This is a genomic window from Pseudomonas veronii, from assembly GCF_002028325.1.
Lineage (GTDB): Bacteria > Pseudomonadota > Gammaproteobacteria > Pseudomonadales > Pseudomonadaceae > Aquipseudomonas > Aquipseudomonas veronii.
Genome location: NZ_CP018420.1, coordinates 2880542 through 2907317, shown reverse-complemented (window position 1 = coordinate 2907317; position 26776 = coordinate 2880542). Strand labels below are relative to the sequence as shown.

General features: G+C 64.4%; 14 protein-coding genes. 2 read left to right on the top strand and 12 right to left on the bottom strand.

The window, feature by feature from the left end; genetic code table 11:
• Positions 1 to 14034 carry a non-ribosomal peptide synthase/polyketide synthase gene (locus PverR02_RS13500; protein ID WP_079443619.1) on the bottom strand — a complete coding sequence of 4678 codons (14034 nt, stop codon included), beginning with the start codon at positions 14032 to 14034 and terminating at the stop codon, positions 1 to 3.
• Between the two features lie 209 nt (positions 14035 to 14243).
• Between PverR02_RS13500 and PverR02_RS13495 the strand changes: the two genes are divergently transcribed.
• Both PverR02_RS13495 and PverR02_RS13490 read left to right on the top strand, forming a co-directional pair.
• Complete coding sequence (locus tag PverR02_RS13495; protein WP_027607491.1) at positions 14244 to 14495, top strand: type II toxin-antitoxin system HicA family toxin; 252 nt, start codon at positions 14244 to 14246, stop codon at positions 14493 to 14495.
• Positions 14492 to 14857, top strand: a complete 366-nt coding sequence (locus PverR02_RS13490) for a type II toxin-antitoxin system HicB family antitoxin (protein ID WP_046488352.1) — start codon at positions 14492 to 14494, stop codon at positions 14855 to 14857. Before PverR02_RS13495 ends, PverR02_RS13490 begins: the two co-directional genes overlap by 4 nt.
• Here the strand turns inward: PverR02_RS13490 and PverR02_RS13485 are convergent, their stop codons facing one another.
• From PverR02_RS13485 to urtA, 11 genes are all read right to left on the bottom strand, one after another.
• Positions 14858 to 16030 carry an MFS transporter gene (locus PverR02_RS13485; RefSeq protein WP_046383747.1) on the bottom strand — a complete coding sequence of 391 codons (1173 nt, stop codon included), beginning with the start codon at positions 16028 to 16030 and terminating at the stop codon, positions 14858 to 14860. It lies immediately after the preceding gene.
• A 40-nt stretch (positions 16031 to 16070) separates the two neighbouring features.
• Positions 16071 to 17426 carry an MATE family efflux transporter gene (locus PverR02_RS13480; RefSeq protein ID WP_046488356.1) on the bottom strand — a complete coding sequence of 452 codons (1356 nt, stop codon included), beginning with the start codon at positions 17424 to 17426 and terminating at the stop codon, positions 16071 to 16073.
• A gap of 25 nt (positions 17427 to 17451) precedes the next feature.
• Positions 17452 to 18024, bottom strand: a complete 573-nt coding sequence (locus PverR02_RS13475; protein ID WP_057004783.1) for a DUF2239 family protein — start codon at positions 18022 to 18024, stop codon at positions 17452 to 17454.
• Between the two features lie 96 nt (positions 18025 to 18120).
• Positions 18121 to 19164, bottom strand: coding sequence for an aliphatic amidase (locus PverR02_RS13470; RefSeq protein ID WP_079443618.1), 1044 nt, complete (start codon positions 19162 to 19164; stop codon positions 18121 to 18123).
• 15 nt (positions 19165 to 19179) lie between these two features.
• A complete protein-coding gene (locus PverR02_RS13465; protein ID WP_046383751.1) occupies positions 19180 to 19527 on the bottom strand; it encodes an FmdB family zinc ribbon protein in 348 nt (115 codons plus the stop codon).
• Between the two features lie 2 nt (positions 19528 to 19529).
• Complete coding sequence (fmdA, locus tag PverR02_RS13460) at positions 19530 to 20759, bottom strand: formamidase (protein ID WP_046383752.1); 1230 nt, start codon at positions 20757 to 20759, stop codon at positions 19530 to 19532.
• A 954-nt stretch (positions 20760 to 21713) separates the two neighbouring features.
• Positions 21714 to 22403, bottom strand: a complete 690-nt coding sequence (gene urtE, locus PverR02_RS13455; RefSeq protein WP_046383753.1) for an urea ABC transporter ATP-binding subunit UrtE — start codon at positions 22401 to 22403, stop codon at positions 21714 to 21716.
• 10 nt (positions 22404 to 22413) lie between these two features.
• Entirely contained in the window at positions 22414 to 23172 is a 759-nt protein-coding gene (gene urtD / locus PverR02_RS13450) for an urea ABC transporter ATP-binding protein UrtD (protein ID WP_079443617.1), read from the bottom strand.
• Positions 23169 to 24329 carry an urea ABC transporter permease subunit UrtC gene (gene urtC, locus PverR02_RS13445; protein ID WP_079443616.1) on the bottom strand — a complete coding sequence of 387 codons (1161 nt, stop codon included), beginning with the start codon at positions 24327 to 24329 and terminating at the stop codon, positions 23169 to 23171. The genes urtD and urtC overlap by 4 nt, the downstream gene beginning before the upstream one ends.
• 10 nt (positions 24330 to 24339) lie before the next feature.
• Positions 24340 to 25257, bottom strand: a complete 918-nt coding sequence (urtB, locus tag PverR02_RS13440; RefSeq protein ID WP_010564283.1) for an urea ABC transporter permease subunit UrtB — start codon at positions 25255 to 25257, stop codon at positions 24340 to 24342.
• Positions 25258 to 25365: 108 nt separating this feature from the next.
• Positions 25366 to 26574, bottom strand: coding sequence for an urea ABC transporter substrate-binding protein (gene urtA / locus PverR02_RS13435; RefSeq protein WP_024074866.1), 1209 nt, complete (start codon positions 26572 to 26574; stop codon positions 25366 to 25368).
• Positions 26575 to 26776: the final 202 nt, after the last annotated feature.

Sequence of the window (26776 nt, the reverse complement as noted above, 5' to 3'; positions counted from 1 at the left end):
TCAAATCGCCTCTAGTTCGCTCAAAAAGTCACGAAGGTCGTCGAAATCTTGCGCGCTGCCGGCGCGGAAGGTGGCAGCGGCCTGCACGTAGGCGCGCAGGGTTTCGGTCTGAAACACTTCCACCAGCGGCACTTCCAGGCCCAATTCGGCCTGGACCCGCGAGGTGATCTGGATCGCCAGCAACGAGTGGCCGCCGACCTCGAAGAAGTTGTCGTTCAGGCCCACGTGCGGCAGGCGCAGCACCTCGGCCCAGATCGCGGCGATCTGCTGTTCCAGCTCGGTTTCGGGGGCGACGTAGGCCTGTTGCATCAGGCTCGCGTCCGGCTCGGGCAGGCCCTTGCGGTCGAGTTTGCCGTTGGGGGTGAGCGGCATTTGCGCCAGGAACATGAAGTGCGCGGGCACCATGTAATCCGGCAGGCGGGTTTTCAGGGCGCGGCGCAGGGTGTCGCGCCACTCGGCGTGGTTGGCCAGGCTGGCATCTGCCGGTACCACGTAGGCCACCAGTTGCTTGCCGGTCGGGCCTTCCTGAGCCACCACCACGGTTTCGCCGACGTTGTCCTGCTCGCGCAGCCGCGCTTCGATCTCGCCCAGCTCGATACGGAAACCGCGGATTTTCACCTGGTGGTCGACACGGCCGAGGTAATCCACCACGCCATCCGGGCGGCCACGGGTCAGGTCGCCGCTGCGGTACACGCGGCTGCCGGGTTTGCCGAACGGGTCGGGGACGAAGCGTTCGGCGGTGAGTGCCGGACGTTCCAGATAACCGCGCGCCACGCCCTCGCCGCCCAAGTACAGCTCGCCAGCGACGCCGATGGGTTGCAGGTTGAGTTGGGCGTCGAGGATGTAGCCGCTGCGGTTGCCCAACAGCGTGCCGATCGGTGCATACACGGCGCCGCAGGGATCGCCCTTGCGTGCTTTCCACAGCAACGGCGTGACCACGGTTTCGGTCGGGCCGTAGCCGTTGAACAGATAAGTGGGTTTCAGTGCACGCCAGGCCAGGTCGTAGCTCGCTTGCGCCACCGCGTCACCGCCAAAGCAATACACGCGCACCTTCGGCGGATTACCGTCGCGCTCGGCATGCTCGGCCAACTGTTGCAGGTACACCGGCGGGAACACGGCCATGGTCACGTTGTGACGGTGCATTTGCGCGTAGGTGTATTCCGGCAGCCACAGGCTGTCATCGCGGATCAGCACGCTCGCGCCGTTGATCAGCGGGTGCATCCAGCCTTCGTGGGAGCCGTCGAAGGCGAAAGACATGAAGTGCAATTCGCAATCGGCCGGGCCGGTTTCGTAGCGTTCGCCGGTGGCGATGATATGCGCCACCAGCGGACCGTGGGCCACCGCCACGCCCTTGGGCATGCCGGTGGAGCCGGAGGTGTAGATCACGTAGGCGAGGTTGTCGCCGTCGAGATCAACCGACGGCGCAGTGTCGCTGAAGCCGCTCCAGGCTTCGGTGCGGTCGATGGCCAGCGTATCCAGGCCTTCGGCAATCGGCAGTTGCTGCTGCACGGCGGTATGGGTCAACAGCAGCTTGGCGCGGCTGTCCTGCATCATGTACAGCAGGCGATCACGCGGGTATTCGACGTCCAGCGGCACATACACGCCGCCAGCTTTCAGCACCGCAAGGAACGCCACCATGATCTCCGCACTGCGCGGCATGGCAATCGCCACGCGCACTTCCGGGCCGACACCCCGGGCGATCAACGCGTGGGCCAACTGGTTGGCCTGGCGGTCCAGCTCGCCGTAAGTCAGGGTTTGCGTGTCGAACTTGATCGCGATCGCCTGCGGGTTTTCCCGCGCACGCTCGGCGACCAATTCATGTACCAGGCGCTGGGCCGGGAAGCCGGCGTCGGATTGATTCCACAACTGCAGGATGTGCCGCTGTTCATCCCCGTCCAGCAGGTTCAACTGGCCGAGGGTCTGCTGCGGATCGGCGACCATCGCCTGCAACAGGTTCTGCCAGTGGCCGGCCATGCGTGCGATGGTCGCCGGGGCGAACAGGTCGGTGGCGTAGCTCAGGGACGCACGCAACAGCGTCTGGCTTTCCTCGACGTCCAGCGCCAGGTCGAACTGGGCGACGCCTTCATCCCAACTCAGGACCTCGACGTCAAGCTCGGTGAGGCGCTGCCAATGGCTATCGACCGACGTCACGCGGTGGTTGAACAACACCTGGAACAGCGGGCTCAGGCTCAGGCTGCGCTCGGGCTGCAAGGCCTCCACCAACTGCTCGAACGGCAGGTCCTGATGGGCCTGGGCCTCAAGGGAGCGTTGACGCGTCTGGTGCAGCAAGTGCTCGACGCTCATCTGCCCGTGGATATCGGCCTTGAGCACCTGGGTGTTGACGAAGAAGCCGATCAACCCTTCGGTTTCCAGGCGATTGCGGTTGGCAATCGGCACGCCGACGCGCACGTCCTCCTGACCGCTGTAGCGGTGCAGCAAGGCCTGGTACGACGCCAGCAACACCATCGGCAACGTCACCCCGGTGCGCTGTGCCAGGCTGCGCAAACCGGCGAGCAACGGCGCCGCCAGCTCAATACCCAGGCGCGCGCCACGGTGGCTTTGCAGCGCTGGGCGCGGGTAGTCGACCGGCAATTCCAGCACCGGTTGCACACCGCCCAGTTGCTCACGCCAGTAAGCCAGTTGACGCGCGGTCTCACCGGCCTCCATCCATTGACGCTGCCACAGGGCGTAGTCGGCGTACTGGATCGGCAAGGCCGGCAGGTGCGGCGTGGTTCCCTGGCTGAACGCGGCGTAGAGCTGCACCAGTTCTTCGACCATCAGTTGCATCGACCAGCCATCCGAGACGATATGGTGCTGCACCAGCACCAGCACGTGGTCATCCTCAGCCAGGCGCAGCAACGTGACCCGCAGCAACGGCCCGCGCAGCAGGTCGAACGGACGCGCGACCTCGGCAGCGACCTGCGCCTTGAGCCCGGCTTCGTCGCTGTCGGCCTGGTCGACGTCGATCAGGCCCGATTCTTCAATCACTTGCCGTGTGCCGCTGGCGTCCTGATACAGATGGGTGCGCAGGCTTTCGTGGCGCGCCAGCAAGGTGTCGAAACTGCGTTGCAGCGCGGCCAGGTCCAGCGTGCCTTTCAGGCGCAGGGCGCTGGGGATGTGGTACGCGGCGCTGTGCGGGTCGAGTTGCCAGAGGAACCATTGGCGTTCCTGGGCATAGGACAGTGGCAACGGTTGGGTGCGGTCGGCCTTGAGCATCGCCGGTGCGACCACGCCCTCCTCGCCCAGCGCCGCGACGAAGTCACCCAGCGCCGGGTGTTCGAACAGGGTCTTGAGCGCCACTTCCAGCGTCAGCGCCTGGCGGACCCGCGACACCACGCGGGTGGCCAGCAGCGAATGCCCGCCCAGCTCGAAGAAGTGGTCGTCGAGGCCGACATGAGGTACGCCCAGCACCTCGGCCCAGATCGCCGCCACCTGCTGTTGGCGCAGTGTGACGGGGGCGACATGGCCTTTGAGCAACAGGCTGGCGTCCACGCTGGGCAGAGCCTTGCGGTCGAGCTTGCCGTTGGGGGTCAAGGGCAGGCTGTCGAGGCACATCAGGTACGCCGGCACCATGTAGTCCGGCAAACGCTCGCGCAAGGCGGCTTGGTAGACCTGCGGCGTCTGTGGGGCGGAGGTCACCAGATAGGCGATCAAGCGGTCGTTGTCGGCCAGCACCACGGCTTCGCGCACGCCGGGGTGTTCGCGCAGGCAGGCTTCGATTTCGCCCAGTTCGATACGGAACCCGCGCACCTTGACCTGCTGGTCGACCCGGCCGATGTACTCCACCACGCCGTGGTCGCGGTAGCGCGCCAGGTCACCGGTACGGTACAGGCGTTCGCCCGGTGCGCCATAAGGGTTGGGCACGAAGCGTTCGGCGGTGAGCGCCGGCCGTGCATGGTAACCGCGCGCCAGGCCGACACCGCCGATCAGCAGCTCACCGGCCGCGCCCAACGGGCATGGGCTGAGCCCGGCGTTGAGGATGAACAACGCGGTATTGGCAATCGGCCGCCCGACAAAAGGCTGCGGCGCCAACAGCCGATGGGCCGCCGACCAGATGGTGGTTTCCGTGGGGCCATACAGGTTCCACACCGGGCCTTGCAGATCGAGCAGACGCTGGGCCAGGTCGGCCGGCAGCGCTTCGCCGCCGCACAGTGCCTTGATGCCATGCAGCCGCTCGGCACGCGGGCTGTCCAGCAGCATGCGCCAGGTTGACGGCGTGGCTTGCAGCACATTGGCGCGCTGGTGGTGCGCCAGGTCGATAATCGCCTCCGGGTCGAGGGCCAGGGCCTGGTCGCTCAGCAGCACCGTGGCGCCAACCGTCAGCGGCACGTACAGCTCCAGGGCGAAGATGTCGAACGAGAACGTGGTCAGCGACAGCACCCGCGCCTCCCGGCCGATATCCAGGCTGGCGGCCATGCCGCAGGTGAAGCTGCACAGCCCGCGGTGGCGCACCATCACGCCCTTGGGCTGGCCGGTGGAGCCGGAGGTGTAGATCACGTAGGCCAGGTGTTCCGGGCTGACGTCCACTTGCGGGTTGTGTTCGCCAGCGTCGCTGTCATCGACCAGCAGCACGTGCAGGCCTTGCGGTTGCGCCAGTCGGCCGATCAGCGCTGGCTGGGTCAGCAGCACCCGGGCGCGGCTGTCTTCGAGCATGAACGCCAGGCGCTCCGCCGGGAACTGCGGGTCGAGCGGCACGTAGGCGCCACCGGCCTTGAGGGTCGCCAGCAGGCCGACCGCCATGTCCAGGGAACGCTCCACATGCACCGCCACCAGCACGTCCGGGCCGACACCCGCCGCGATCAGGCGATGGGCCAGGCGATTGGCGCGGCGGTTGAGTTCGGCATAACTCAAGGCGTCGTCGTTGAATTGCACAGCGATGGCGTCGGGCTGGGCCAGGGCCTGCGCTTCGAACAGCTGATGCACACAGCGCTCGCGGGGGTAATCGAAGGCCGTGTGGTTCCACGCTTCGAGCATCTGCCGCCACTGCGCCGCGCTGAGCAGCGCCAGCTCGTCCAGGGGTTGGGAGGCATCGCGCACCACGGCGCGCAGCAGGTTCTGCCAATGCTCGGCCAGGCGCTCGATGGTCGCCGGTTCGAACAGGTCGGTGGCGTAGGTCAACGCAGCCCAGAGGCCATCGGCCGACTCCTCGGTTTCCAGGTTGAGGTCGAACTGGGTGCTGTGGCCGGTCCAATCCACCGGTTGCAGGTCCAGGCCAGGCAACTGCAGCGGGCCGGCGCGCAGGTTGTCCTGGTGATTGAACATCACTTGGAACAACGGGTTATGGCTGAGGCTGCGTTCCGGTTGCAGCGCTTCCACCAGTTGTTCGAAGGGCAAGTCCTGATGGGCCTGGGCCTCCACCGCACGTTGCTTGACCTGGGCCAGCAAGCGGTCGAAGCCCATCTGCCCATGCAGCTCGGCCTGCAGCACCTGGGTGTTGACGAAGAAGCCGATCAGCCGCTCGGTTTCCAGGCGATTGCGGTTGGCGATCGGCACCCCGACACGGATCGCGGACTGGCCGCTGTAGCGAAACAGCAAGGTCTGGAATGCGGCGAGCAGCAGCATGAACAGGGTCACGTCCTGACGCTGGGCAAGGGCCTTGAGTTCGGCGACCAGCGCGGCGTCCAGATGCAGTTGTCGGCGCGCGCCGCGATGGCTTTGCAGCGCCGGACGCGGGTGGTCCAGGGGCAGCTCCAGCAGCGGATGTTCGCTGCCCAGGCGGGCGCACCAATAATCGAGTTGGCGCTGTTTCTCTCCGGCGGCCATCCACTCGCGTTGCCACAGGGCATAGTCGGCATAGTGCAGCGGCAACGCCGGCAACGGCACCTGGCCCTGATACAGGGCCAGCAGTTCGTCGACCATCACCTGCATCGACCCACCATCGGAGATGATGTGGTGCTGGGTGATTACCAGCACGTGGTGCTCCGCTTCGACGTGCAGCAACGTGACGCGCATCAGCGGGCCGTTGACTAGGTCGAACGGGCGCTGGATCTCCTGCGCCACCGTCGCTTCGATCGCGGCTGCGGCGATGTGCTGATGCGCCAGTGCAATCGCCAGGTGGGGGTGGATCACCTGCCAGGTCTGCTCGCCCTCCTCCACGAAGGTGGTGCGCAGCGGTTCATGGCGCTGCACCAGGGCGTGGAAAGCGTGTTCCAGCGCAGCGATATCCAACGGGCCGCGCAGGTGCAGTGCGGCGGGGACGTGATAGGCGGCGCTGGTCGGGTCCAGTTGCCAGAGGAACCATTGGCGCTCCTGGGCGAACGACAACGCCAGCGGCCGGTCACGCCCGGCCGCCTGCAGCGTCGGTGCAGTGTCGCCCTGCACGCCGGCGCACGCGGCCGCGAAGGCCTCCAGCGTCGGCTGCTCGAACAGCGCGCGCAACGGCACTTCCAGCTTGAGGTCATGGCGCACGCGGGAGATCACCTGGGTGGCCAGCAACGAATGGCCGCCGCGCTCGAAGAAATGGTCATCGAGCCCCACGCGCTCGACCTGCAACACCGCTTGCCAGATCGCTGCCAACCGGATCGCCAGCGGGCTGTGCGGTGCGCGGTGGGCCTGTCGGGGCTGGTTCAGGTCCGGTGCCGGCAGTGCGCGGCGGTCCAGCTTGCCGTTGTTGTTCAACGGCAAGGCATCGAGCACCACCCACTGCGCCGGCACCATGTAGTCGGGCAACACACGGTGCAAGGTCGCCGCCAGCGCCTGGGTGTCCAGGCGCTGGCCCTGGGTCGGCACCACGTAGGCCACCAATTGCGCACCCACGGCGCCCGGCTGCGCGATGACTGCCGCCTCACGCACCTGCGGCAAGCCTTGCAGGCTGGCCTCGATTTCGCCGATTTCGATACGGAAACCGCGAATCTTCACCTGATGATCGATGCGCCCGACATACTCCAACGCACCGGCCTGGTTGTAACGGGCCAGGTCGCCACTGCGGTAGAGCCGCGCCCCCGGCACGGCGGAAAACGGGTCCGGCAGGAAGCGCTCGGCCGTCAGCGCCGGGCGGTCGAAATAGCCCTGGGCCAGGCCGTACTCGGCACCGATGCACAGCTCGCCGACGCCCTCGGTGGCCAACAGCTCGAACGCACTGTCGAGCACATACAGCGAACGGCCTTCGATGGCCTGGCCGATGGGCACGCCGAACGCGTCACTGGCATCCAGCAACTGGCAGTCATGCACGCTGGACACCACCGTGGCCTCGGTCGGCCCATAGGTGTTGACCAGCCGCACGTGGCCCAGGCCGGCGGCGTGCCAGGCGCGCAGGCCTTCCACCGACATGGCTTCGCCGCCCACATGCACCTGGCGCAGATTGCCCAGGGCGCGGTGTTCGACCGCACATTCCTTGGCCAGCAGGTACCAGTACGCCGCCGGCAAGTCAGCGAGGGTCACGCCCTGCTCGACGATTTCCCGCGCCAGTTGCCCGGCGTCCCACAGTTCATCGCCACGCATGATCAACGCAGCGCCCACACACAGCGGCGGGTAGCACTGCTCGACAAAGCCGTCGAAGCTGAACGTGGCGAACTGCAGTACACGGTCCGCTGCACACAGCCGGCTGTAGACCGCGGCGCTGTCGCAGAACTGGCCGAGGGCGGCGTGATCGATGGCCACGCCCTTGGGTTGGCCGGTGGAGCCGGAGGTGTAGATCACGTAGGCCAGGTCGGCGGCGCCCATGTGGCTGGGCGGATTGGCGCGCGGGTAAGCGGCCAACTCAGCGCCGGATGCGCTGAAGTCCACACGGATCAGACCTTGCGGCAGCGGCAGGTCGGCGAGCAGCCCGGTTTCGCTGAGCAGCAGGTCCACACGACTGTCCGCCAGCATGTAGGCCAGGCGTTCGTTGGGGTATTTCGGGTCCAACGGCACATAGGCGGCGCCGCTTTTAAGCACCGCCAGCAGACTGACGATCAACTGCGGGCCACGTCGGCAGGCCAGGCCCACGCGCTGCCCAGGCCCCACGCCCAGCGCCAGCAGGCGATGGGCCAGGCGGTTGGCGTGGTCGTTGAGCTGGGCATAGCTCAAGCGCGCTTCGCCGGCCTGCACCGCCAGCGCATCCGGGGTGGCGGCGGCCTGGGCGGCAATGCGTTGATGCACGTGCAGCTCACGTAGGGCCGCGCCGGGTGCCCGGCCCAGGGCGAGCATGTCGCGCTGCGTGGTGGGGTCGAGCAGGCGCAAGTTGCCGAGCGGCGCCTGCGCATCGGCGAGCAGTTGCACCAGCAGGTGCTGCAGGTTGGCGCTCAATCGCGCGACCTGATCGGCACTGAAACGCGTGCGGTCGTAGCTCCATTCCAGGCGCAGGCTGGCCCCCAGCTCAATCCCCAGGGTCAGCGGGTAGTGGGTGCGTTCATGGTTGTGCAGGCGGCCGAAGGTCAGGCCTGCGGGCGCGCCCTGTTTCAGGGCTTCGGCCACCGGGAAGTTTTCGAAGACCAGCAAGGTGTCGAACAACGCGCCCTGCTGGCCCGCCCAGCCCTGGATGTCGTAGAGCGGCACATGTTCGTGATCGCGCAGGCTCAGGTTCAGCGCTTGCAGCTCGCTGAGCCAGCACGCGGCCGATTGGGCCGGCGCGGCCACGCTGACGAGCGGCAAGGTGTTGATAAACAGGCCCAGTTGCTGCTCGATCCCCGGCAGCGGCGCCGAACGCCCGGCGACGGTGGCACCGAACGCCACGCAATCCTGGCCGGTGTAGCGCTGCAGCAACAGGCTCCACGCCCCTTGCAGCAAGGTGTTGAGGGTGATTTTCTGGCGGCGGGCAAACTCGCCGAGCGCTTGGGTGAAGTCGCTGTCGAGCACCACCTGATGGTCGGCCATCCCTGTGGCGTGGGCCGGCACGCGCAGCGCCTCCGCCAGCAAGGTGGGCGCTTGCAACGGCGCCAGCGTGGCTTTCCAGAAGGCTTCGCCCGACCCTTGCTGCTGCAGCCAACCCAGGTAGTCGCGGAACTGTCCCTGCGGTGCCGGCACGGTATGGCCGGCATAGTGGGCGATGACTTCGCCCAGCAACTGGGCGTTGCTCCAGCCATCCATCAGGATGTGGTGGCTGGTGAAAATCAACTGCCAGGTCGCGCCGGCACCGCGTACCAGCAACAGGCGAAACAGCGGCGCCGCGTCGAGCGCGAAGCCCTTGTCGCGCTCGGCTGCGGCGAGGGCCTCGACGTCGGCGTCGGGGTCTTCGATGACTTGCAACGGCAAGTCGACCTGCCGCTGGATCAACTGATGGGCACTGTCCAGGCCCAGCCAGTGGAAGCTGCTGCGCAGGATGTCATGCCGCTGCAGCGCGGCCTGCCAGGCGCGACCGAACGCCAAAAGATCGAGGCCGCCGATGTCCAGGCGCAACTGGTTGATATAGGCCTGGGCCTCGGGCTCGTACAGGCTGTGGAACAGCATGCCCTGCTGCATCGGCGACAGCGGGTAGAGATCGGCAATGGCCGGTCCCGCGACGGGCAGCCCATCCAACTGGCGCTGGGTCAGACGCGCCAGCGGGAAGTCCGACGGGGTGACCTGCCCTGCCGGCGTGGCACTACAATGCACGATCAGGGCCTTGAGTTCCGCCGCATAGTCATCCGCCAGGCGCTGGATTGTCGCAGCCTCGAACATCTCACGGCTGAAGCCCCACTGCAGGGTCAATTCCCCACCGTACACCTGCCCTTCCAGCGTCAACCAGTTGGCCAGCGGCGCTTCGGGGTCCTGGGCCTGGCCGCTGCCGCCAGTGGCGGGTACGAACAGTGCCGATTCGTTGAACTGGCGATCGAACTGGCCCAGGTAGTTGAAGGTAACGCGCGGCGCGGCAAGGCTTGATAGGGCTTCGCGGGCGTCCGGTGTGCCGAGGTAACGCAACAGGCCGTAGCCGATGCCTTTATCGGGCACGCCCCGCAGTTGCTCCTTGACCGACTTGATCGCATCCGCCAACCCGCCCTCGGCCTGCAGGCGCAGCGGGAACAGGCTGGTGAACCAACCGACGGTACGGCTCAGGTCGACATTGTCGAACAGGTCTTCACGGCCATGGCCTTCCAGCTGGATCAGCGCAGCCGTCTGGCCGCTCCACCGGCAGATCACCCGCACCAATGCGCTCAGCAGCAGGTCGTTGACCTGGGTGCGATAGGCGGCCGGGGCGTCTTGCAGCAGTTGACGGGTGTGTTCGGCGTCAAGGCGGATTTCCAGCTTGGCGCCCAGGCGATTTTGCAGGCCGCCTTGCGGGTTGTCGCAAGGCAAATCGGCGTCGGCCGTCTGCGCCTGCCAGTACGCCAGTTGCGCGTTGAGGGTCTGTGCATGGGCCTGCAACTGCCGGGCCCACACTTGGTAGGCGCAGGTCTTGGCCGGCAGCGGCGCAGCGCCGTAAGCCTGTTGCAGGTCTTCGAGCAGGATGCGCCAGGACACGCCGTCCACCACCAGGTGATGGACCACCAGCAACAGGCGCTGGGTACCGTCGGCCATGCTCACCAGGGCGGCGCGCAGCAGCGGGCCTTGTTCAAGATCGAGGCTGCGCTGGGCCGCCTCGCAGAGTGCGGCCAGTTCTGTGTCGTCGCTGGCGTGGGATTGCCACAATCCGGGCGCGGCGATCGGCGCGGCATGGGTTTGCTGCCAGCCTTCGGCCTGCTCGACAAAACGCAGGCGCAAAGCGTCGTGATGATTGATCACCTGGGTCAAGGCCGCGTCGAGACGCGCAGGCTCCAGGGCTTCACGCGGGATCAACAGCAACGACTGGTTCCAATGCTCGCGCACCGGGATGGCCTGGGCGAAGAAGCTCTGCTGCACCGGGGTCAGCATCACCTCACCGCTGACCGGGCCCTGGTCGATGCTCGCGGCCTGCTCGAAGGTCGCCACCAACGCCAGGCTGCGCACGCTCTGGTACTGGAACAGGTCGCGCGGGCTGAGGCGAATGCCTGCCTGGCGCGCGCGGCTGACCACTTGGATGGAGATGATCGAATCACCGCCCAGCTCGAAAAAATTGTCGTCCAGGCCGACCTGCGGGATGCCGAGCACATCGCCCCAGATTGCGGCCAGCGCCTGCTGCACGGGGCTTTGCGGGGCGCTATAGGCCTGCTGCGCGGCGGCGTCCGGCACTGGCAGCGCTTTGCGATCCAGCTTGCCATTGGCGGTCACCGGCAATTGGTCCAGGTGCAGCATATGGGTCGGCACCATGTACTCCGGCAGGCTGCCGAGCAGCCACGCCTTGAGGTCGGTGGGCGCTTCGCCTTCCAACACCAGGTAGGCCACCAGTTGCTTGCCGCCCTGCACCAGCACCACCGCCTCACGCACGCCGGGATGCTGCAGCAGGCGCGTCTCGATTTCGCCCAGTTCGATGCGCAGGCCGCGCAGTTTGACCTGATGATCGAGACGGCCGAGGTACTCGATCACGCCGTCGGCCCGCTGGCGCACGCGGTCGCCAGTGCGGTACACACGTGCGCCGTCAGCGAACGGGCTGGGCACGAAACGCTCGGCGGTCAGGGCCGCACGCCGGTGGTAACTGCGCGCCAGGCCGCTGCCTCCCAGGTAGAGCTCGCCGGAGACGCCGGCCGGCACCGGGTTGAGCTGGGCGTCGAGCACGTAGGTGTGGAGGTTGGCGATCGGACGGCCGATGGGCACGCTGTCGGCGCCTTCATCGACACAGCTCCAGTGGGTCACGTCGATGGCCGCTTCGGTCGGGCCATAGAGGTTGAACAGAGCGGCCTGTGGCAGTTTGGCGAACACTTGGCTCTGTGCATCCAACGGCAAGGCTTCGCCGCTGCAGACGATGCGCTTGAGGCCAGTGCAGGCCTGCACGCCCGGCTCATGGATAAACGCCTGGAGCATCGATGGCACGAAATGCACGGTGGTGATCGCGTGTCGGCCAATGGTCGCAATCAGGCGCGCCGGCTCGCGGTGTTCGCCAGGGGCCGCGACCACCAGGCGCGCACCGGTCATGAACGGCCAGAAGAACTCCCACACCGACACGTCGAAGCTGAACGGGGTTTTCTGCAGCACCGCATCGCTGGCCTCCAGCGTGTAGGCCTGTTGCATCCAGCACAGGCGGTTGACCAGCGCGCGATGGCTGTTGCCGGCGCCCTTGGGTTGGCCGGTGGAACCGGAGGTGTAGATCACATACGCGAGGTTCAGCCCGTGAATCGCCACGGTGGGCGCTTCGCAGCTGTAGCCGTCGAGCCACAGCGCGGGCGCGTCCAGGGCAATCACCTGGACAGCCGCGACCGACAGCGACGGCAGCAGGCTTTGCTGGCTGAGCAGCAGCTGGATGCCGCTGTCTTCGATCATGTAGGCCAGGCGTTCCGGGGGATATTCGGGGTCGAGCGGGACATAGGCAGCGCCGGCTTTGAGAATCCCCAGCAGGCCGACCACCATTTCGATCGAGCGCTCGATGCAAAGACCCACCAAGGCATCGGGGCCAACCCCCTGTTCGCGCAAGGCATGGGCCAGCTGGTTGGCGCGGGCGTCGAGCTGGGCGTAGGTCAGCGTGGTCGCACCGAACACCAGCGCCGGCGCCTCCGGCGTGGCGCGCACCTGGTCTTCGATCAACTGATGAATGCCGCGCTCGCTCGGATAGGCCTGCGCGGTCTGGTTCCAGGCGCTCACCAGGACCTGCTGCTCATCGGCGGCGAGCATCGGCAACTCACCGACGCGCTGCTCGCCATCGGCGACCATGGCCTGCAACAGGCTGATCCAGTGCCGCGCCATGCGTGCGATGGATGGCGCGTCGAACAGGTCGTTGGCGTAGGTCAGCGCGGCATGCAGGGTGCCGGACTGTTCGTAGGTGTCGAGGGTCAGGTCGAACTGGGTGGTGCGGCCCTGCCACTCCACCGCGGCCAGCTCCAGGCCGGAGGCCGTGCGGATCGAGGCGATGTCGGCCAACACCGGCTGGTGGTTGTACATCACCTGGAACAACGGCGTATGGCTCAGGCTGCGCTCGACGTTCAGCGCTTCCACCAGGCGTTCGAAGGGCAAGTCCTGATGGGCCTGGGCGCCCAGGGCGTGCTCCTTGATGGCGTGCAGCAGCTCGCTGACGCGGGTTTGCCCGGTCAGTTCGGTGCGCAGCACTTGGGTGTTGACGAAGAAACCGATCAGCCCTTCGACTTCGGTCCGGTTGCGGTTGGCGATCGGCACGCCGACGCGGATGTCGCCCTGGCCGGTGTAGCGATGCAGCAGCACATTGAACGCACCGAGCAGCAGCATGAACAGCGTGACGTTGTGTGTTTGCGCGCAGCTGCGCAGTTGCGCGGCCAGATCCGGATCGATCGCGAAGGTGTGGCGCGTGCCCCTGTAGCTGGGCATGGCCGGGCGTGGGCGGTCGCTGGGCAATTCCAGAACCGGATGCTCATCACCCAGCCGCGCTTGCCAGTATTCCAGCTGACGCGCCTGCTCCCCCGCTTCCAGCCAGCGGCGTTGCCACAGGGCATAGTCGCTGTACTGGATCGGCAGCGCCGGCAGTTGCGGCGCCTCGTTGCGCTCATGCGCGTCGTAGAAACGGATGAACTCGTCGATCAAGACGTTCATCGACCAGCCATCGGAGACGATGTGGTGCAGGGTCAGCAGCAGCACGTGTTCCTGCTCGTCGAGTTTCAACAGCTGCACGCGCAGCAGCGGACCGTGCTCCAGATCGAACGGCAGCAGCGACTGGCGGGTGGCCGCGGCGTTGACGGCCTGCTCGCGCTCGGCGGGGGCCAGGTCGCTCAGGTCGTGCTGCTCGATCGCCAGCGCCGGCTGTGCCGCCACCTGCGCCAGGCGCTCGTCGGCCTGGCGCTGGAACACCGTGCGCAGGGTTTCATGACGCTCGACCAGGCTGGCGAACGCCTGCTGCATCGCGCCAAGGTTCAACGCGCCCTTGAGTCGCACGGCGCCCGGCAGGTTGTAGGCGCCGCTGGCCGGGTCCAACTGCCAGAGAAACCACATGCGTTGCTGTGCGTAGGACAGCGCATCGCGGTCCTCCACATCCACCCCGGCAGGAATCGGAAACCGCGAAAAATCCACCCCTTCCTTCTGCAACGCCTGGAGGAACAGCTGGCGTTTTTCCAGGGGCAACCCGATAAACCGGCGAGCAAGTTTCAAGGAGTCTTCAGCATTCATTTCTTGGAGTCCGGAGCAATAGGCGGGAAGCACAAAGGCACGTCGTCCCTATAAAACGAACCGGAGAGGGAAAAATTAGCGGGGGGATGGCGGCGCGGAGCGAGGTGTCATCAAGGGTTACATCAATCCCAGGAACGACAGAGGAACCCGAGCTAGCATTGACGGACACCACTTTTTGCAACTACATTTAGTTACACGCAGGGAACGCCGTGTCCAAAAATGAAAAGCTGCTCGCCAAACTGCTCAACGAGCAAATGGCATTTACCTGGCCCGAGCTCGTCACGCTGCTGCGTCGTCTTGGCTACACACAGATTGAAGGGGCGGGAAGCCGCGTCAAGTTCGACATCGGCGACCCCAGTGCAATGATCACCTTGCACAAGCCTCACCCCGGCAATGAACTGAAACACTACATTCGGCGCCAGATCATCGAACAATTGAAATCAGGAGAACTGATTCAGTGAACAACCAATTGAAACACCAAGGCTACATCGGCTCCATCGAAGCCAGCCTCGAAGACAACTGCCTGTTCGGCAAGATCCTGTTTATCAAGGCGCTGGTGAGCTACGAAGGGAAAACCGTCGCCGAACTGGATGCGGCATTTCGTGAGGCGGTGGACGACTATCTCGCCACCTGCCTGGCCCTTGGGCAAACACCGGAAAAACCATGCAAGGGTTCATTCAACGTGCGGGTCGGGCATGACCTTCATCTGGCCGCAGCCCTGGAAGCTACACGCAAGAAGGTGACCCTGAACGACCTGACACGCCAAGCGCTGAGTGAGTTCCTGCTACATCACTGCGCCAAACCCACCCCCGCGATCGGCTGACTATCCCAGCCGCCGATACCCCAACACCGCCGAACCCAACACCACCGCCCCCGCCGCCAGCGCCACCCAGAACCCGCTGGCCGCGCCGAAGTGGTCGATCATCCAGCCGGAGCTGGCGGCGCCGATGGCCACGCCGATGCTCAGGCCGGTGATCAGCCAGGTCATGCCTTCGGTCAAGCGGCTCGGTGGCACGATCCGCTCCACCAGGGCCATGGACACGATCAGGGTCGGGGCGAAGAACAGCCCGGAAATGAAGATCGCCACGGCCAGGCCGGGGATGTTGGTGACCAGCAGCAACGGCAAGGTGGTCAGCGCCGTGGCGACACCACAGCACAGGAACTGCCGGGGCAACGGCGCCTTGAGTTTCAACGTACCGAACGCCAACCCCGCCAGGCACGAACCGATGGCATACACCGACAACACAATGCTCGCCGCCGCCGGTTGGCCCTGGTGCTGGGCGAAAGCGACGCTGACCACATCCACCACCCCGACAATCACGCCCATGGCCAGCAGCAGGATCATCAGGATCAACACCGAGGGCGAAGCGATCAGCCAGCGCCCGTGATGATCATGGCGCTCATGCACGGGCGGCTCGGTCTGGCGTTGCATCACGAACACCGTGACACCGACCGCCAACAGCAACGCCGCCAGCAAAGGCCCGGCCTCGGGAAACAGCACCACGCACAACCCCACCGAAATCGGCGGGCCGATGATAAAGCACACCTCATCGAGCACCGACTCCAGGGCAAACGCGGTCTGGAGCTTGGGCTGGCCGCGGTACAGCTCAGTCCAGCGCGCCCGGACCATGGCTGACATGTTGGGCATGCAACCGGCCAGCGCGGCGAACACGAACAACGCCCAGTTCGGCGCCTGCAAACGCGTACACAGCAACAGCAACAACAACGCACCGCCGCCGATCAGCGCGGCGATCGGCAGTACCCTGCCCTGGCTGTAGCGGTCAACCAGCCGCGATACCTGCGGCGCGCAAAATGCCGTAGCCAAGGCAAACACCGCCGCCACCGAGCCGGCCAGGCCGTAGCCGCCATGCACCTGCGAGAGCATGGTGATCAAGCCGATGCCGGTCATGGAGATGGGCATGCGCGCGAGCATACCGGCCAGTACGAACGCCCGGGCGCCGGGCGCCTGGAACAACTCGGCGTAGGGGTTTGCCATGATTGAAACGCCTTCTTTCCTTGATTTGCGCAACCTTTTATCACACCAGCCGTGTGATCTGTTTATGCCGCCACACCAACCGGTAATACGCGGTCTGCAAGCCGAGCATCGCCAGGTACGTCACCGGAAACGCCATCCACACCCCTTCCAGGCCGTACCGCGCATTGAGCAGGTAGGCCACCGGCAATTCCACGCCGAGCACACAGAAGATCGAAATCGCCACCGGGATCAGCACCACGCCGCTGGCGCGCATGATCCCGCCTATCACGGCCTGGAAGCCGAACACCAGGATGCTCCACAGCATGATATGCAGCAGGTGTTCGGCCTTGATCCGCGCGGCGTCGTCGGTGATGAACAGGCCGAGCAACCAGGGCGACAACAGGTAGCCGAGCAGGATCAGGCCGCCGGTCAGGCAGGTATTGATCAGCAACCCGGTGCGCAGGATCGGCCCGATCCGTTCCAGGCGCCCGGCACCGATGGCCTGGGCGCCGAGGATCGAGGCGGTGATGGCAATCGACAGCGCCGGAAACTGCACGTAGTTGACGATCTGCGTCACCGCGCCATAGGCCGCCGTTGCCTGGGAACCGTGGTTGTTGACCAAGGCCAGGATGACCAATTCGGATAATGACAGCACCACCATCTGTAGCCCGGTGGGCAGCCCGATGCGCAGGACTTTGCCGAGAATCACCCGGTCCAGCCGCAAGGCCGCGAGCAATGCGCGGTCCGGCGCCATCACGTGGTTTTTATGCCGCAGGCGCAGCACCAGAAACAGCATCGCCGCGGCGTTACCCACCAGGCCGGCATACACCGCACTCTGGATGCCCATGGGCGGCAGGCCGATCCAGCCGCGGATCAGCGCCGGCGTCAGCAGCAGACCGACGAATGTCGAGACCATCAGCGCCAGCAGCGGCGAAATCGTGTCGCTGACGCCGCGCAGCAGTTGGGTGTAAAGGATAAACACCAACAACAGCGGCATGATCAGCATCATCACCTGGGCATAACCTACCGCGTCATCCAGCACATCCAGCGGCGTGCCCAGCGCCAGTAACGCCGGACGCGCAAACAGGCTGCCAAGCACCGCTGCCACCAAACCCACCAGCGCGCCAAGGGTCAGGGTGGCGCCGGTGATCGCCTTGACCATCGAGGTTTCCCGGGCTCCCCAGGCCTGGCCGATCAACACCGAGGCCCCCGCCCCCAGGCCGATCACCAGGGCGATAAAGAAAAACACGATGGGGAACATCCCCGACACCGCCGCCAACGCCTGGGTACCGAGCATTTGCCCGACATAGATGCCATTGAGCGTGCCGGTAAAGCTCTGCAGAAAGTTGGACAGCACCATCGGTGCGAGGAAGACCAGGTAGATCTGCCATAGCGGGCGTTGTTGGGTCACTTCCATGGTAGTTCGAGTCCCTGGATGATGATCAGGCAGTGAAAGCGTTGCGCGACAGCCAGGCCAGGTACGTCTGCACGTCCACCGGCCAGAGCGCGATCTTGTTGGAAAAGTCTGCGGCGTTGTGGGCAAACAGCGCCCGCGAAGCCTCTTCGAAACCCGGCAGGTCACCGCCGATGGCGCTCATGAAGCGATAGCTGGCCTCTTTGGCCTGGCGCATTTGATCACGACTGGCATGGGCATTGCGCGCTTCATCCACCAACCGTCGCAACGCGGCCGACGCACCGCCACGCTGCTGGCTCAACCACTCCCAATGGCGCGGTAGCAAAGTCACTTCGCGGGCGACCACGCCCAGCTTGGGGCGCCCGACCGCAGGGGACGTCGGCGGCTCATCTGGTGCCTCTGCGGGCGCGGGCAGCTCGGGTGCATAACCCGGGGGCCAAGGGTAATCGACCTGGGTGCCGGTGGCATCGTCGAATACCAGGAAGCTGCCGGCCGGCAGATCAAGGTCTGCCAACGCCTGGGCAACGTGGGCATAGGGACCGTCCGCCACACGTCGGTGGTGAACGAAAGCGGTGCAACGAGGGGGATGTTGAGAATCCATGATTTATACCCGGGTAGTATTTGTTTTACCCGGGTTATATTAGAGGGGAATTTTCAGACTGCAAGTCTTATTGCGCAGAACTACCCAGCGTATGCGTTACCTCGCGGTTTTTCCGTGGCCGTCATGGGGCAATTGCCCGACCGGGCAGGCGGCGACGCCCACGGTGCCGCGGGTGATTTTCTCCACGTTCTCCTGGGCTTTTTGCGCATCGAGCACCCAGGTGCGGTAGAACTCGAACGGGCAATCGGCCACGCCTTTGTCGCCATCGCCCGAAGCATGCATACCGGTGTAGCCGCGGTGCAGCAGCTTGAACAGGTGGTTCTGCGACTGGTCATTGGCGCGCGCATCGCGGATCTGCGACACCGATAGCTGGGCGTACTGGATGCCCATCTCCTCTTCGCCGCATTCGCCTAGCGTGCGCCCGTCAAAACCGATGATCGCCGAGTGACCGAAGTACGAATACACACCATCGAACCCGGCGGCGTTGGCCACCGCCACGTAGCAGTTATTGGCCCAGGCCATGCTCTTGGACATCAGCACCTGCTGCTCCTTGGCCGGGTACATATAGCCCTGGCAGCGCACGATCAACTCGGCGCCCTTCATCGCGCAATCGCGCCAGATCTCCGGATAGTTGCCGTCATCGCAGATGATCAGGCTGATCTGCATGCCTTTGGGCCCATCGCAGACGTAGGTGCGGTCGCCCGGGTACCAGCCTTCGATGGGGCACCAGGGAATGCACTTGCGATAACGCTGCACGATCTCGCCGAGGTTATTGATCAGCACCAGGGTGTTATAGGGCGCCTTGTGCGGATGCTCTTCATGGCGTTCGCCGGTCAGGGAAAACACGCCCCAGGTGTTGGCCTGGCGACAGGCGGTGGAGAAGATCGCGGTTTCTTCGCCGGGGATGCTTGCGGCGGTGGCCATCATCTCGTCGTGGTCGTACATGATGCCCATGGTGCTGTATTCCGGGAACACCACCAGGTCCATGCCCGGCAGGCCCTGCTTCATGCCGAGGATCATCTCGGCAATCTTCTTCGCGTTCTCGATGACCTCAGCCTTGTTGTGCAGGCGCGGCATCTTGTAGTTCACCACCGCGACACCGACGGTGTCCGGGCTGCTGGAAATATCGCCATGACGCATTGCAATGCTCCTGGTCTAGTGACTGATCATCCACGGCCGTGGACCGGTCTTGGTCTTGAGGCCCAGCGGGTTGGCCTTGCTCGGCAGCACCTTTTTGCTGGTGCCGCAGCAGCTGCAACCGGCCGGATGGCGACGGTTTTCCTGGTACTCGCCGACCGTTTGCGGCGCGTTGGCGCTGCGCTCGTTGCCGGCGATGGCCTTGCGCTGGTTGGTCGACAGCAACTGCAAGGCCGGGGCCGACACCTGCAACGGCCCTCCTGGCCCGGCGCAGTACGGGCACTGGCTGGGTTCGTTGCGCTGGGCGATCGGCCGCAACATCGTGAACGTGCCGCACGCCTCGCAGGCGTATTCGTAGGTCGGCATGGCTACAGGTCCGGTGCGATGGGCAGGTCGACGCTGCCGTCGAGGAACTTGGTGGGGCCGTTGGCGTTGGGGTTGATGTCGAACTCGAAGATTTCCGTAGGCAGCCACAAGGTCGCGCACGCATTCGGAATATCCACCACGCCGCTGATATGCCCTTGTACCGGTGCCGAGCCGAGCAGCGCATAGCCCTGGGCCGGTGAGTAGCCGAACTTGGTCAGGTAGTTGATCGCATTCAGGCACGCCTGGCGGTAGGCGATGTTGACGTCCAGGTAGTGCTGCTGGCCCTGCTCGTCCACCGAGATGCCTTCGAAGATCAGGTAATTCTTGTAGTTCGGCGTGATCGGGCTCGGCTTGAACACCGGGTTCTTGATCCCGTACTTGGCCATGCCGCCCTTGATCAGCTCGACCTTCATATGCACCCAGCCGGCCATTTCGATGGCGCCGCAAAAGGTGATTTCGCCGTCGCCCTGGCTGAAGTGCAAGTCGCCCACCGACAGCCCGGCGCCCTTGACATAGACCGGGAAGAAGATCTTCGAGCCGCGGGACAAATCCTTGATATCGCAGTTACCGCCATGCTCACGCGGCGGCACGGTGCGCGCGCCGGTGGCGGCGGCATCGTCGCGGGCCTGGCCCTTGAGCTTGCCCATGTGCGCGGTGGCGGCCAGCGGCGCGTTGGCCAGCGGCGGGACACGGGTCGGGTTGGTGTCGATCAGTTCCTGTTCGCGACGGTTCCAGTCGGCAAGCATCACCGGGTCCGGCAGGCAGCCGATCAGGCCAGGGTGGATCAGGCCGGCGAAGTTCACCCCTGGAATGTGCCGCGAGCTGGTGAACATGCCCTTGAAATCCCAGATCGCCTTTTGCGCACTGGGGAAGTGATCGGTGAGAAAGCCACCGCCGTTCTGCCGCGAGAAAAAGCCGTTGAAGCCCCACTGCGAATCGGCCTTGGCGCCGATGTCGAGCAGGTCCACCACCAGCAAATCGCCCGGCTCGGCGCCGTGTACACCCACCGGGCCGGACAGGTAATGCACGGTGGACAGGTCCACATCGCGCACGTCGCTGGCGTCGTCGTTGTTCTTGATCGCCCCGGCGGTCCAGTCGTAGGTTTCGAGGATGAAGTCATCGCCCGGCTTGACCCAGCAGGCCATTGGAATATCCGGGTGCCAACGGTTGTGGATCTGCTCGTTTTCGGTGACGGGTTGGTTGAGGTCGACTTTGATCAGCGTTTCGGTCATGGACTGGCTCCTGGACGGATGGCTTGTGGCGTTGAAACCAGTCTCGTGGAGCGAGGTAAAACGGGAAATACGTTGGATGACGTATGGCTCTGCCAGAGAGTGAAACCCAAACAAAAATGTAGGAGCCGGCTTGCCAGCGAAGGTCGTTAACGATGACGCGCATCGCCAGGATGAACGCGGCGCCTGAACGTTTTTCGCCGGCAAGCCGGCTCCTACAGGTGGGTTCGCAGCCCTGCGTTTCTGTAGGAGCTGGCTTGCCAGCGAAGGTCGTTAACAATGACGCGCGTCGCCAGGATGAACGCGGTGCCTGGGCGTTTTTCGCCGGCAAGCCGGCTCCTACAGGTGGGTTCGCAGCCCTGCGTTTCTGTAGGAGCTGGCTTGCCAGCGAAGGTCGTTAACGATGACGCGCGTCGCCAGGATGAACGCGGCGCCTGGGCGTTTTTCGCCGGCAAGCCGGCTCCTACAGGTGGGTTCGCAGCCCTGCGTTTCTGTAGGAGCTGGCTTGCCAGCGAAGGTCGTTAACGATGACGCGCATCGCCAGGATGAACGCGGTGCCTGGGCGTTTTTCGCCGGCAAGCCGGCGCCTACAGGTGGGTTCGCAGCCCTGCTTTTCTGTAGGAGCTGGCTTGCCAGCGAAGGTCGTTAACGATGACGCGCATCGCCAGGATGAACGCAGCGCCTGGGCGTTTTTCGCCGGCAAGCCGGCTCCTACAGGTGGGTTCGCAGCCCTGCGTTTCTGTAGGAGCTGGCTTGCCAGCGAAGGTCGTTAACGATGACGCACGTCGCCAGGATGAACGTAGCGCCTGGGCGTTTTTCGCCGGCAGGTTCGCAGGTGTGCTTTTCTGTAGGAGCTGGCTTGCCAGCGAAGGTCGTTAACGATGACGCGCGTCGCCAGGATGAACCCGGCGCCTGGGCGTTTTTCGCCGGCAAGCCGGCTCCTACAATCGGTAGCGGCTAGACGGACAGGTAGCGGCTGATGGTTGCCTCGTCCACCCGGTCCCGGGTTTCTTCGATCACGAATCGGCCCTTTTCGATCACCAAAAAGCGGTCGGCGATTTCCAGGGTGAACGACAGCACCTGCTCCGAGACCACGATGGTCAGGTCCCTTAAGTTGCGAATCTCCTTCAGCGTGCGGGCAATATCCTTGATGATCGACGGCTGGATGCCCTCCGTCGGTTCATCCAGCAGCAGCACCTTGGGGTTGGTCGCCAGCGCCCGCGCAATCGCCAGTTGCTGTTGCTGGCCGCCGGAGAGGTTGCCGCCCTTGCGCGACTGCATGTCGTAGAGCACCGGGAACAGCGCGTACAAGTCCTCCGGCACCTTGCCCCGCGCCGAGGCCGGCAGGCCGGTCTGGATGTTTTCCAGCACCGTCATGCTCGGAAAGATCATACGGCCCTGGGGGACGTAGGCAATCCCGCGTTCAACCCGTTCATGGGTTTCCAGCGCCGACACATCGTGCCCGTCCACGCTGACCTGGCCTTTCCACTGCGGCAGGATGCCCATCAAGCTCTTGAACAACGTGGTCTTGCCCATGCCGTTGCGGCCCATCACCGCGACGATCTCGCGCTTGGCCACGTTCAGGTCCAGGTCGTGGAGGATCTGGCTCTGCCCGTAGCCACAGGACAACTGGTCGATCTTGAACATGCCGGACTCCTCAGTGGCCCAAATACACTTCGATGACTTTCGGATTACTTTGCACCGACTCCATGCTGCCCTCGGCGAGTACCTTGCCCTGGTGCAGCACCGTGACCTTGTGGGCGATGCTTTTGACAAACTCCATGTCGTGCTCGATCACCAGCACCGAGCGGCCCTGGCTGATGCGGTTGAGCAGCTCGGCGGTTTGCGCGCGTTCGTTGACGCTCATGCCGGCCACCGGTTCGTCGAGCATCAGCAGCTCGGGGTCCTGCATCAACAGCATGCCGATCTCCAGCCACTGCTTTTGCCCGTGGGACAGCAAGTCCGCCTGTTGTTGCAGCAAATCGCCAAGGAAGATCTCCCGCGCCACCTCTTCCACCCGTGCGATCACCTGGGCATTGCGCTTGAAAAACAGCGCACCCCAGACCTTGCGCCCGGCCGGATAGGACATCTCGAGGTTCTCGAACACCGTGAGGTTTTCGTAGATCGACGGGTTCTGGAACTTGCGCCCGACCCCGGCGCGCACGATGTTGTATTCGCGCATCGTGGTCAGTTCCTGGCCGTCGAACTGGATGCTGCCGCTGGTGGCGCGGGTCTTGCCGCAGATCAGGTCGAGCACCGTGGTCTTGCCGGCACCGTTGGGGCCGATGACCACGCGCACTTCATTGCGGTCGATATACAGGTTGAGGTTGTCGACCGCCTTGAAGCCGTCGAATGACACGGTGAGACCTTCGATGGCCAGCACCGGTTTGTTCATTTCAAAGCCGACGGCGGTCATGGCTGGGTCTCCAGGATTTTGCTTTCAGTCTTGGGCTTGACCAGCGGCGCCACGGCTTTCACTGGTGGTTGACGGCGCAGCAGCCGGGCCAATGCCTGCCGACCATGGCTGTCCCACAAGCCGGCCAGGCCATTGGGGAAGTACATGACCACGGCGATGAACAGCCCGCCCATCAGGTACAGCCACAGCTCGGGAAAGGACTCGGAAAAGTAGGTCTTGCCATAGTTCACCAGCAGCGCGCCGTACACCGCGCCGAGCAGCGACATGCGCCCGCCCACGGCGGCAAAGATCACCATCTCGATCGACGGCACGATGCCCACGAACGACGGCGACATAAAGCCCACCTGCAACGCGAACATGGCCCCGCCAATCGCCGAGAACGCCGCGGCCACGCAGAACACGAAGATCTTGAAGCTGGCCACGTCATACCCGGAAAAGCGCACGCGCTCCTCCTTGTCGCGCATCGCCATCAACAACCGGCCAAGCTTGGACGCGAGGATGAAGCGGCCGATGAAAATGCAACCGAACAGCAAGCCGGCGTTGATGAAGTACAGGATCAGCTTCGCGCTGTCGGTGCGCAGGTCCCAGCCGAGCAGGGTCTTGAGGTCGGTGATGCCATTGACGCCGCCGGTCAGCCCTTGCTGGCCGACGATCAGCACGGTGAGAATCAGCGCAATCGCCTGCGTGACGATGGAGAAGTACACATCGCCCACGCGCCGCTTGAACAAGGCCATGCCGATAATGAATGCGAGCAGCACCGGCACCGCAATCACCGCCACCAGGGTAAAGCTGAAACTGTGAAACGGTTGCCACAACCAGGGCAGTTCGGTGATCTGGTTCCAATCCATGAAGTCCGGGATGCCCGGCGTGGACTGGATCTTGGTACTTTCCGGGTCGGACGCTTCCAGCTTGAGGAACATCGCCATGCAGTAGCCGCCGACGCCGAAGAACACGCCCTGCCCCAGGCTGAGAATGCCGCCATAGCCCCAGCACAGCACCAGCCCGACCGCGACAAACGCGTAGGTCAGGTACTTGCCGACCATGTTCAGCCGGAACGCATCCAGGGTCAGGGGGAACACCACGAGAATCAGCAGCGCCAGCAGCGCGATGCCGATCAGGTTTTGCTGGCCGCCCAGCAGCTTGTCTAAAGCCTTCATCTGCTCGCCTCTACTTGCGCACTTTGATGGAGAACAACCCTTGCGGGCGCAGCATCAGGATCAGAATCACCGAGGACAAGGTCAGCACCTTGGCCATCGAGCCACTGAGGAAAAACTCCGACAGCGATTGCGTCTGGGCGATCACGAACGCCGAGGCAATGGTGCCGAACAGGCTTTGCGCACCGCCGAACACCACCACCAGAAAGGTGTCGACGATGTACTGCGAACCCGCCGTCGGCCCGGTGGAACCGATGGTGGTGAACGCCGCACCGGCCACCCCGGCCACGCCGCAGCCGAGGGCGAAGGTCATGCGGTCGACCTTGCGCGTATTGATGCCCACCGCGCGGCTCATCAGGCGATTCTGCACCGTCGCACGCACCTGCAGGCCCCAACGCGAGCGGTACAGCATCAGGAAGATCGCCGCCGTCAGCAGCACGGTCAGGGCCATCATGAACAGGCCGTTACGCGGGATTTCAATCGCGTCGGTGAAGTTCACCGAGCCCATCAGCCAGGCCGGCGGCTCGGCGCTGACCTCCCGGGCGCCGAACACCGAGCGGAAGGTTTGCTGCATCACCAGGGACAGGCCCCAGGTTGCCAGCAAGGTATCCAGCGGCCGCTTGTACAAGCGGCTGATCATCGCCCATTCCACCAACCAGCCCACCGCGCCGGCAACGAGGAACGACAGGGCAATGGCGAAGAAGAAGTAATAGGGTTGAAAACTCGGCGCAAAGTGCGCGGTGAGGCTGGAACACACGTAGGTGGTGTAGGCGCCGATGGTCAGGAATTCTCCGTGGGCCATGTTGATCACGCCCATCTGGCCGAAAATGATCGCCAGCCCCAACGCCATCAGCAACAGCACGCAGAACACGGACAAGCCGTTGAACCCCTGCATCGCCGCGATGGCTCCAAATTCCGATAGCCATTCCATGATGATGGTCTCCTGAGAGCGGGAGGTGATAGTTGGAATGCGATGTGCTTTTGCTCTATGTGGGAGGGGGCAAGCCCCCTCCCACATTTGAATCGGTGTGCTTGAAGCTTATTGGTAACCCTTTGGAAACGGGTTCGGTTCGATCAGATCCGACTCGTAGATCACCTTGAACTGGCCGTTGGGCTGCACTTCACCGATGCGCGACTTGCTCCACAGGTGGTGGTTCTCGTGAATCTTCACGTAGCCTTCGGGCGCAGTTTTCAGTTCGATGCCCGGGGAGGCGGCGACGACTTTATCCACGTCGAAACTGCCGGCCTTCTCCACCGCCGCTTTCCACAGCCATGGGCCGAGGTAAGCCGCCTGGGTCACGTCGCCGATCACCGCATCCTTGCCGTACTTGGCCTTGAAGGCTTCGACGAAGGCTTTGTTGTTCGGGTTGTCCAGGCTCTGGAAGTACTTCATCGAGGCATAGAAGCCGGCCATGTTTTCGCCGCCGATGCCGAGCAGTTCGTCTTCGGTCACCGACAGGGTCAACAGGGTTTGCTTGGACGCATTCACGCCCGCCGCGTTGAGCTGTTTGTAGAACGCCACGTTGGAACCGCCCACCACGGCGGCGAAGACCACGTCAGGCTTTTTCAGCTTGACCTTGTTGATCAGCGAACCGAACTGGGTGTTGCCCAGCGGGTAGTAGTCTTCGCCGACCACGGTGCCGTGCAGTACGTTCTCAATGTGCTTGCGCGCGATCTTCATCGACGTGCGCGGCCAGATGTAATCGGAGCCGACCAGGTAGAAGGTCTTGGCGCCTTTGGTCTTGGCGATCCAATCCAGGCTGGCGAGGATCTGTTGGGTGGCTTCCTGCCCGGTGTAGATCACGTTTTTCGACTGTTCCAGGCCTTCGTAGAAGGTCGGGTAGTAGAGCAGGCCGTTTTCTTTCTCGAAGATCGGCAGCACGGCTTTACGCGAGGCCGAGGTCCAGCAGCCGAACACGGCGGCGACTTTGTCGTTGACCAACAGCTTCTTGGCCTTTTCGGCGAAGGTCGGCCAGTCGGAGGCGCCGTCCTCCTGGATCACTTTGATCTGGCGTCCCAGAATCCCGCCCGAGGCGTTGATTTGCTCGATGGCCAGGCGTTCGGCCTGGATCGAGCCGGTCTCGGAGATAGCCATGGTGCCGGTGGCCGAGTGCAACTGGCCGACGGTGACTTCGGTCGGCGTCACGGCCAGGCCTTCGTTGTCGGCCAGCACGCCCTGGCTGAACAGCGCGGCCGCCAGCAACGACAGGGCCAACAACGGTTTGGAGCGGATCAATCGTGGTTCCATGGGGCGACTCCTCTGCAATGAGGGCTCCAGCATGGCGGCAGCGGGCCAGCGCGGGTATACGCAGCCTGACGTAACGCAGTACGTCATTTGACGTATGCCGTTGCGCACCAATGCAGGGCAGGATCGCGTCCGCCCAGCCACCGCTGACCAATGTGGGAGGGAGCTTGCTCCCGATGGCGCTGTGTCAGTCAACTGATTAGCG

What these genes read in the sequence shown, in the direction of transcription:
- fmdA (WP_046383752.1), bottom strand. Translation starts at nt 20,759, where the DNA reads ATGACCGAAACGCTGATCAAAGTCGACCTCAACCAACCCGTCACCGAA.
- urtD (WP_079443617.1), bottom strand. Translation starts at nt 23,172, where the DNA reads ATGACCGCCGTCGGCTTTGAAATGAACAAACCGGTGCTGGCCATCGAA.
- PverR02_RS13475 (WP_057004783.1), bottom strand. Translation starts at nt 18,024, where the DNA reads ATGGATTCTCAACATCCCCCTCGTTGCACCGCTTTCGTTCACCACCGA.
- PverR02_RS13465 (WP_046383751.1), bottom strand. Translation starts at nt 19,527, where the DNA reads ATGCCGACCTACGAATACGCCTGCGAGGCGTGCGGCACGTTCACGATG.
- urtB (WP_010564283.1), bottom strand. Translation starts at nt 25,257, where the DNA reads ATGGAATGGCTATCGGAATTTGGAGCCATCGCGGCGATGCAGGGGTTC.
- PverR02_RS13470 (WP_079443618.1), bottom strand. Translation starts at nt 19,164, where the DNA reads ATGCGTCATGGCGATATTTCCAGCAGCCCGGACACCGTCGGTGTCGCG.
- PverR02_RS13500 (WP_079443619.1), bottom strand. Translation starts at nt 14,034, where the DNA reads ATGAATGCTGAAGACTCCTTGAAACTTGCTCGCCGGTTTATCGGGTTG.
- PverR02_RS13485 (WP_046383747.1), bottom strand. Translation starts at nt 16,030, where the DNA reads ATGGCAAACCCCTACGCCGAGTTGTTCCAGGCGCCCGGCGCCCGGGCG.
- urtC (WP_079443616.1), bottom strand. Translation starts at nt 24,329, where the DNA reads ATGAAGGCTTTAGACAAGCTGCTGGGCGGCCAGCAAAACCTGATCGGC.
- urtA (WP_024074866.1), bottom strand. Translation starts at nt 26,574, where the DNA reads ATGGAACCACGATTGATCCGCTCCAAACCGTTGTTGGCCCTGTCGTTG.
- PverR02_RS13480 (WP_046488356.1), bottom strand. Translation starts at nt 17,426, where the DNA reads ATGGAAGTGACCCAACAACGCCCGCTATGGCAGATCTACCTGGTCTTC.
- urtE (WP_046383753.1), bottom strand. Translation starts at nt 22,403, where the DNA reads ATGTTCAAGATCGACCAGTTGTCCTGTGGCTACGGGCAGAGCCAGATC.